The sequence below is a fragment of the Pseudomonas frederiksbergensis genome, assembly GCF_003732665.1.
In the GTDB taxonomy this organism is placed as follows: Bacteria; Pseudomonadota; Gammaproteobacteria; order Pseudomonadales; family Pseudomonadaceae; genus Aquipseudomonas; species Aquipseudomonas frederiksbergensis_G.
The window spans coordinates 1-281 of sequence record NZ_MOBP01000056.1; the positions used below are offsets into that span (position 1 = coordinate 1).

Genomic DNA, 281 nt, shown 5'->3' on the forward strand with positions numbered 1-281 from the left:
CGACGACGCGTGGGTTCGCGCAACCGTCGCAGGCCAACAGGCCACCGGCGCGTTCATGACAATCACGGCAAGCAGCGACAGCAAGCTGCTCAGTGTGCAGTCGCCGGTGGCTAAAACCGTGCAGATTCACCAGTCGACCATGAAGAACGACGTGATGAGCATGCAACCGGTTGAGTTCGTTGCCTTGCCTGCCGGCAAAGCGGTGGCCCTGGCTCCGCACAACTATCACGTCATGCTCATTGACCTGGTTGGCCAGGTCAAAGAAGGCGACAAGGTGCCGC

At 60.5% G+C, this 281-nt stretch carries 1 protein-coding gene; it reads left to right on the forward strand.

From position 1 onward, the window contains the following. The coding region (locus BK665_RS33115) for a copper chaperone PCu(A)C (protein WP_148053272.1) at positions 1 to 281 on the forward strand (281 nt) is incomplete at both ends.